The 7,621-nt window shown below is 40.6% G+C and carries 4 protein-coding genes; 3 read left to right on the top strand and 1 reads right to left on the bottom strand.

Annotated features, from left to right (window positions below; all coding sequences use genetic code 11):
• Positions 1-425 precede the first annotated feature (425 nt).
• The gene (locus ACM0OX_RS29020) at positions 426-1,748 is read left to right on the top strand and encodes a serine hydrolase (RefSeq protein ID WP_414518459.1); all 1,323 of its coding nucleotides are present in this window, start codon (positions 426-428) and stop codon (positions 1,746-1,748) included.
• A gap of 223 nt (positions 1,749-1,971) precedes the next feature.
• Here ACM0OX_RS29020 and ACM0OX_RS29015 read toward each other — a convergent pair whose 3' ends face one another.
• Positions 1,972-3,942, bottom strand: coding sequence for a cytochrome-c peroxidase (locus ACM0OX_RS29015; RefSeq protein ID WP_414518458.1), 1,971 nt, complete (start codon positions 3,940-3,942; stop codon positions 1,972-1,974).
• Between the two features lie 479 nt (positions 3,943-4,421).
• Between ACM0OX_RS29015 and ACM0OX_RS29010 the strand changes: the two genes are divergently transcribed.
• Together ACM0OX_RS29010 and ACM0OX_RS29005 are read left to right on the top strand one after the other, a co-directional pair.
• Positions 4,422-5,342 (top strand): DMT family transporter, encoded by a 921-nt coding sequence (locus ACM0OX_RS29010; RefSeq protein WP_414518457.1) that lies wholly within the window; start codon positions 4,422-4,424, stop codon positions 5,340-5,342.
• 510 nt (positions 5,343-5,852) lie between these two features.
• The gene (locus tag ACM0OX_RS29005; RefSeq protein WP_414518455.1) at positions 5,853-7,562 is read left to right on the top strand and encodes an alpha/beta hydrolase; all 1,710 of its coding nucleotides are present in this window, start codon (positions 5,853-5,855) and stop codon (positions 7,560-7,562) included.
• The last annotated feature ends 59 nt before the right edge of the window (positions 7,563-7,621 follow it).

The raw sequence follows: 7,621 nt of genomic DNA, 5'->3' as shown, positions 1-7,621 counted from the left end.
TTTTTAAGGGGGATTTAGGGGGATCTACGACGATTTTGGTTTTCTAGAAAGATGTACACCGTAGCCCAACATGGGAGAAGGGGTTAGGGGATGAGGGCAACACCTCTGTCCACACACCCATAAACAAGTAGTAGTAATTTATTTATTGGTAATCCCTAAGTTGGAAACATAATTAATCCTTCGCTCGTCCTTGCGCTAGATTAACAATTTCTGTTGTTGTCAACTCACACACAAATTAAACTGTCAGCAATTTACTTTTAATAAGTAATGATGATTTATCGTGCTTATCTAATCCCAAACCTCATCTGGTAAAAATAACTCAACGGGATTTATGACTTTTTCTCCGGAAGTTCAGCACAGTCATCAGAAAACAATCTAAGTAAACCTGATTAGTTTCTCCTAACTTGCACACCCACATTCACAACATGAAATCACATCTACTGGCGATTGGTTTAAGCAGTTTGGTTCTAGTTGCAGGACAAGCTAAAGCCTCACAGTTACAGTCTTGGTACTATGATTCTAGCCAAAATCAATTAGACCTAACTACCACTTCGGGAATAGAACCAAAAGCCTTTTTATTAGATAATCCAAATCGATTGGTCATTGACTTACCTGGAACTAATTTTAATTCCGATACTGTCAAACGAAGTTTTGGTAAGGCGGTGAAAGAAATTCGCCTCGGCAAACCAGACCCTCAAACTACTCGTTTTGTCGTCGAGTTAGCTCCTGGTTATGATGTAACTTCCCAAAATATATCAGTTAAAGGAGATTCCCGCTCTCATTGGAGTTTCAAATTCAATTCATTTAACCGCCAAAATAATCCCATTGCTGGAGAAAATCGAGAAGATATTGTCATCAGATCCATAGATGCATCGACATTTGCCGGAGTTGTAAATCTTGGTCAAGAGATGGCTGGTATCACTTCTCAGATTCGTACTTTGTTGGCAAGTTATAAATCATTGAATCCGGGAATATTTTTCTTAGATTTAGATACAGGAAACTATATAGATATTAATGGCGAAAAAAGATTTGCTGCTGCCAGTACAATCAAATTTCCCTTATTAGTGGCTCTTTTCCAAGAAATAGATGCAGGTAGAATTAAACTCACCGATAAATTAGTGATGCGGCGCGATTTAAAGGTGGGCGAATCTGGAATTATGCAATACAAACCCATCGGCACTAAATTTAGCGTCCTGGAAACTGCTACCTTGATGATGACAATCAGCGATAATACCGCCACAAATCTAGTTCTCGATCGCTTGGGTGGTGCTGCAAAAGTTAGCCAACGTTTTCGTAGCTGGGGATTGCAAAATACAGCACTTCGGAATCTCCTTCCAGACATCGGCGGCACAAATACAACTAGTTCCAAAGATTTGGTCAGATTGGCGGCGTTAGTTTCTAATAATCGTTTGTTATCCCCAACTAGCCGCGATCGAGTTTTAGGCATTATGCGCCGTGTCAAAACCAATAGTTTACTACCAGCAGGTATCGGTCAAGGAGCGACCATCGCCCACAAAACTGGTACATTGAGATTTATCATTGGTGATGCGGGTATTATTCAAATGCCCAACGGCAAAAGCTATTTAGCAGGTGTTTTGGTGCAAAGACCAAACTACGATCAAAGAGCTGGAGATTTTGTCCGTGAAGTTTCCAGAAGAGTCTATAATTACTTAGACAATACCAAAGTTAGCAACATACAACCAATACTTGGCGATACCTCCGGCGGGCTACGCCTACGCACTCGTTAGTCAAGCGATCGTAACTACTAGTCCACCACATCAATGAAGAGTGCTGAGTATTGAGTAAGGTGAATAAGTTTGTAGTAAGGACTTTAGTCCTTGGCTTGAGGGCTAAAGCCCTCACTACGAAATTCGCAATTGCACCAAATAGCAAAAATAGGGACGTACATTTGTACATCCCTACATATCTATCTGTATTCTCTGTATTCAGGTATTTCGTCGTGAAATGAGATTAACTGAGGAAATTTGGTGTACCACTATTACCACTCCTACCAACAGCAGGAATTTCCACTGTGTCATCTGTAGCTTTACCAGTGCCGTCATTGACAACGTAATTAGTGTTACCCACATGTCCATTAGGGATAAACAATTGTGGATGGTCAAAGGGCGCTTTATCAAACCGAACTCGGTCATCAGTCAGCGCTTTTAAAAAGGCGACCAATTCCTGTTTTTCTACTGGTGAAAGATTTAGCGGCGGAAGTACTCCATAATCACCACCACGATTGTAAAAATCAATCAATTGCTCTAGAGTTGCCTGACCTCCATTGTGAAAGTAGGGAGCAGTTAGTTCGACATTGCGAAGTCCGGGTGCTTTGAAAGCTCCGTTTGCAAACACAGGTTCACTGGAATTCAACGGTGGAGTAAGGGTTGGGGGGTTTTCGCCCAGGAGATCCTTAAATTTACCCAACTGAGCCAATCGTGCTTCTGAAAGCGGATTACGTTGACCGTTACTCTGCAAACCGTCATAACCACCCAAACCGGGGTCGTCTGTGGGCGGTCTAACACCGATATTAAAGAAACCAGTGTCTTCAGGGGAGTTTGGAGGGAACGGTGCACGTTTGATTCGTCCCTCTTTAGTCACGTTGCTGACTGAAGCAGCTGTTAATTCTAATCCACTGTGGCAACTAATACACAGAGCTTTGCCCTCAAACAGTCCTTTGCCTCGTTGCTGCTGCGCGGTTAAGGCGCTAGTGTTTCCTTCCAAGTAGCGATCGTAGGGCGTATCATAGGAAATCAGTGTAGACTCGTACAACTGAATTGCCAGCCCAAAGAATAGCGAAAAGTTGTACTCTAGCAATGTGTACTCATTAGTCTTCAAAGAGCGATCGGGCCTTTTGACAATAGTCCGTTTACCGTCAGAGTCAACTTGGATGAGTCGATTAGAATTCCACCACTCCGGCTTGAAAGCCTCCTGAATCATCTGCTCGTATGTTCTATCTTTAAGTCCAGGTTTAGGCGATCTACTATCTTTACCTAAAACGCTGTCTTGTGGATGCACAATCTGTTTACCTAGTGGTCTCAGAGCTAATAACTTTTTCGCAAGTTTTCGGGGGAGCTTTTTACCCTTACCAAGGGTGAGAGGTGTTATGTCAATTCGCCCGAACTTATTACCCCCGCCAAACTTATCACCAATTTCTTGAAAAGTGCGACCATCTGCGGATGACTCAAAGGAACTGAGTGGCGGCCCGACAGCTTGAGATGCCAAAGACGAGTTCTTGAGGCTGACTTTCACAAATTCTACCCTAATTGGGTTTATAGCCTTGACGACAGCGGCGTTAGGATCTCTTAAACCAAAGGGATTGACCCCATTAAAGATATCTTGTGCCCTTCCATCCCAAAAGTTGCGGAAGTTGAATGCGGCATTAATCACGGTTGGCGTGTTACGCGGCTCGACGCGCCGCACATTGATACCTCCCACGTTAAACACCGAATCTGGCTCGGTTGTAACTTTGTCTTCTGCATTTCCAGGTGTGACATCCACAAACTTCGTATTGAAGATCCCCTGAGAAGAACTGACATCGTTACGGTCAGATACAACAGTCTTAGGATCGTTTGGGTTTGACAGCTTGTGGAAGGGAAAATCTCCTGGTTTGAGCTGATAGTTTGGTAGCCCGCCGACATTGAAAACTGAATCTGGATTCTCTGTACCATCGGCGTTGACCCGCAAAAGCCCAGGAGCAATCTGATTTTTGGATCTATTGTCAGCTCCAGCATGGAAATGACAACTAGCACAGGAGGTCTTTCCATCGCTCCCAACCTGCATATCCCAAAAAAGAGTCTTTCCTAATTTGATTGCAGCCGTTTTGTCTTTTACGAAGTCTCCAAGATTGTCAGGTTCTGGAACCGATACGCTCTTGAGCGAAACTGGAGGCGGGCCTGTAATCTTTGCTGATACAGTATTTCCTACTATTACTGCTGCCAAAATAATGACAGCAATTGTTATAGTCCTTGAAAATCTCGCTCTCAAGTAATTAGGTTTGCCATATCTGAATTTCCACTCTTGCTGCTTTATTTTTGTCACCAAAGATTTGAGCAAAAATCGACCTCTTGAGGTCAGCAATAAGTAACTAGATAAGGCAGTCGTAAAGATTACTAAGCTGATTATGGGTATAATCCCCATAGTTGTATTATAAAGTAACACCGAGATAAAGTATACATTTATGAGGAAGTTTTAAATTTAATATTCATGTAAAATGAACACGTAAATTACGAATTTTACGTGAATACAAAAAAACCTCTTTGGGCTACGAATAATAAATTGAGTTAGATAAATTGGTTATTTTATATTGAATTTGCATTAACTAAACTATTAATATATTTTATCGATAAGAGTTTGATAAAATGTTTAGATATTTAAATTATATATAACTTACTTATCAGTCCTTATTTTTGGATATTTTAATGTTACTACATCAGAGTTCTGGTCGGTGGCGCTTAGGGCTAACGTTATCGCTATTGACGGTTTTATTATGGGGAATTTTACCTATTGCTCTTGCAGTAATTCTACAAGTACTTGATGTCTATACCGTTATTTGGTTTCGTTTTTTGGTATCATTTATATTGCTTGCTGGGTATTTAGGGATACGCGGCAAATTACCAAAATTAGAACAACTGCGCTCTGCTTCTGGAAAATTATTAGCGATCGCGACAATATTTTTAGGGATTAATTACTTTTCATTTACCCAAGGTTTAGCATTAACATCACCTGCTAACGCTGAAGTTCTCATTCAATTATCTACCCTTTTATTAGGTTTTGGAGGGTTAGTAATTTTTAAAGAACGTTATCGGCTGTCTCAATGGATTGGCGTTAGTGTGATGATTTGCGGTTATCTTTTATTTTTTCGCGAACAACTAACGAATTTAATTACAGCACATGGCACATATATACTAGGCAGTGTTTTAATCGCGCTAGGATCGACAGCTTGGGCTATTTATGCTTTGGCACAAAAGCAGTTATTACAATCTTTATCTTCCACCAGCATCATGTTGATTATTTATGGAGGCTGTGCTTTATTATTCACTCCTCTAGCTAAAATTAAATCACTTTTTATACTTGATACTTTCCATTTAGGAATGTTGATTTTTTGTGCCTTGAATACCTTAATTGCTTACGGTGCTTTTTCTGAATCATTACAACATTGGGAAGCATCACGAGTAAGTGCAGTAATAGCTTTAGCTCCCATTGTGACATTAATAGCAGTCGCAGTTGTATCAGTTATTGCACCTGATTGGACACCACCAGAACACTTCACCCTCATAGCAATATTTGGAGCGGGTTTAGTAGTTACAGGTTCAGTAGCGATCGCACTTGGGAAAAGCTGATTAATCGCCATATTTTCAGGATTTTTACTGGATTTTTCATCTAGTGAATTTGTGCAATATTCAAAGCTACAACATAAATACTGAGGCAGACTATTTTTTATTTGTTATGATTTAATAGTGAAGGCAAACTACTGAAGTCAGTTAGATACTTTTCCCATCTGCGTGACTTTGTAGGATTTGATTGTTGACTTTATAGCCGAAATATCCTTGCAAAAGAATTCAAAAATCAGAATTCAGGAGTCAGAATACATTACTAGGGAATTGGGAATCACTACTTTTTTTGACTACTAAATCTCAGATTTGGTGGAAATTTTAAACCCATTTATACCTATTATTTTCAGCCAGCTACATTCGCAAGTCATACATAATTCGTCGTGAATTATAAATACTGACTCCTAAATTCTGTTTTGATAAAATTGAGGCTAATAACTTTAAAGAAACTAAGCAGGGCGCCCGAATAACTACCAAAGCCAACACCTGATAAAACCAGACCACCGAAATAGTTGAGCGATGAATAGTTTGTTTGGTAATTGGGCCAGCACCCTCAGAAAAAATTCTTTATTGCTGGTTCTTTCAATGGTGCTGCCAACATTTGGAATTAGTAATTCTGTTTTGGCAGCAGAGCGGATTTATGCATCTTATTCAGCTTTGGAGCTTTCAATTTCAGTCACAACTTTAGAGAACTACGCCAAAACAGGTGTAATTAACGAAGACTTAGCAGCCTATCAGCGATATCTGCCTCTAGAACAGCTTCAAGAATTGCGGCGGATTTTGCTTAATCGTGTGAAAGTTAGTCCAGTAGTAGTTTCGCAACTTCTCTACACACCACAAGGAGAATTTTTACTGCATCGATTGACGCAAGTGATTAAAACCAGTCAACCAGAACTAGGACTGGGTACTTTGCGTTCGGCGCTAATTTTAGCTTCTGGAGAATCGGGAGGCTTGACACTTTTAAATGTGTTGCGTAAATATCCCACCAGCAGCATTCGCCTTGATGTCGCCGAGACTTTGGAAATAGCTACAGAATTGGAGAAACTTGTTAATCAAACCCATAGTGCGATCGCAGCTGTTTCCCAAAAGTCTAAAATAGAAGCTGAGAGCATTTCTCAACCAAATTTCTCGCAATTGCCCGATTTAAAGGTTCCGGGAAAATTTAAGTCGCAAAAATACATCCTGAAGTTTTTCGACTCAACCCGCAATCGGCTTTTATTGACTGATGTTTACATTCCCAATATCCAGAAGACTGCACCGATAATTGTCATTTCTCACGGCTTGGGTTTAGACAGCAGTAACTTTCAATATTTAGCCACTCATCTAGCTTCCTACGGATTTGCCGTCGTTGTTCCCAATCACCCTGGTAGTGATGCGAAACAATTGCGTTCTCTGCTAAAAGGACGCGCCATTGAAGTAGCAGAACCAAGTGAATTTCAAGACCGACCTTTGGATGTAACATATATACTGAATCAATTGCAAAAAGGTAATCAATCTGATTCACGGTTTAAAGGTCGCCTAAATCTGCAACAAGTCGGAGTGTTTGGTCAATCTTTGGGAGGCTACACAGCCTTAGCCCTAGCAGGCGCTAAAATCAACTTTGAGCAGCTAAAACAAGACTGTCAACCAGCAGCACTACAAAATACCTGGAATATGTCTTTACTGCTCCAGTGTCGCGCTTTAGAATTGAGCATTAGTAAGTCTGGCAAAGATTATAACCTGCGAGATGAGAGAGTAAAAGCTGCGATCGCAGTTAATCCCATTACTAGTTCTATTTTCGGCAAAGCTGGCTTAAGTCAAATCAAAACTCCAGTGATGATTGTCAGCAGTAGTGATGATACAGTTGCACCAGCTTTATCCGAGCAAATTTTACCTTTCTCCTGGTTGGCAAATTCCCAAAAGTATCTCGTCATGCTTGAAGGTGGCACACACTTTTCCACCATTGGCAATGCAAACCCTGTAAATCAACAAGTAGCATTACCTGCTGATATGATTGGCGATGCTTCTCAAGCACGCCGTTACATGAATGTTTTGAGTTTACCTTTCTTCAAAACATACATTGCAGGAAAGCCGCAATACACACCATATCTGAACGCTGCTTACACTCAAAGCATTTCTAGTAAGTCTCTTGGTTTGAGTCTCGTCAAGTCATTGGATACAGCCGAATTAGCACAATTATTGGATATAAAAGGAGCCAAACTCGTAAAAAAAAAGTTCCCAACACCATAGTCAGCTTCGGATTTTGGATGTTGGATATTGGTGTTGCATTGCTGCACGTGATGATTTTT

The organism is Nostoc sp. PCC 9305 (genome assembly GCF_963920915.1).
Taxonomy (GTDB): Bacteria; Cyanobacteriota; Cyanobacteriia; order Cyanobacteriales; family Nostocaceae; genus Nostoc.
Note: the sequence above shows the minus strand (reverse complement) of the source record. Positions and strands in the feature narration are given on the sequence as shown.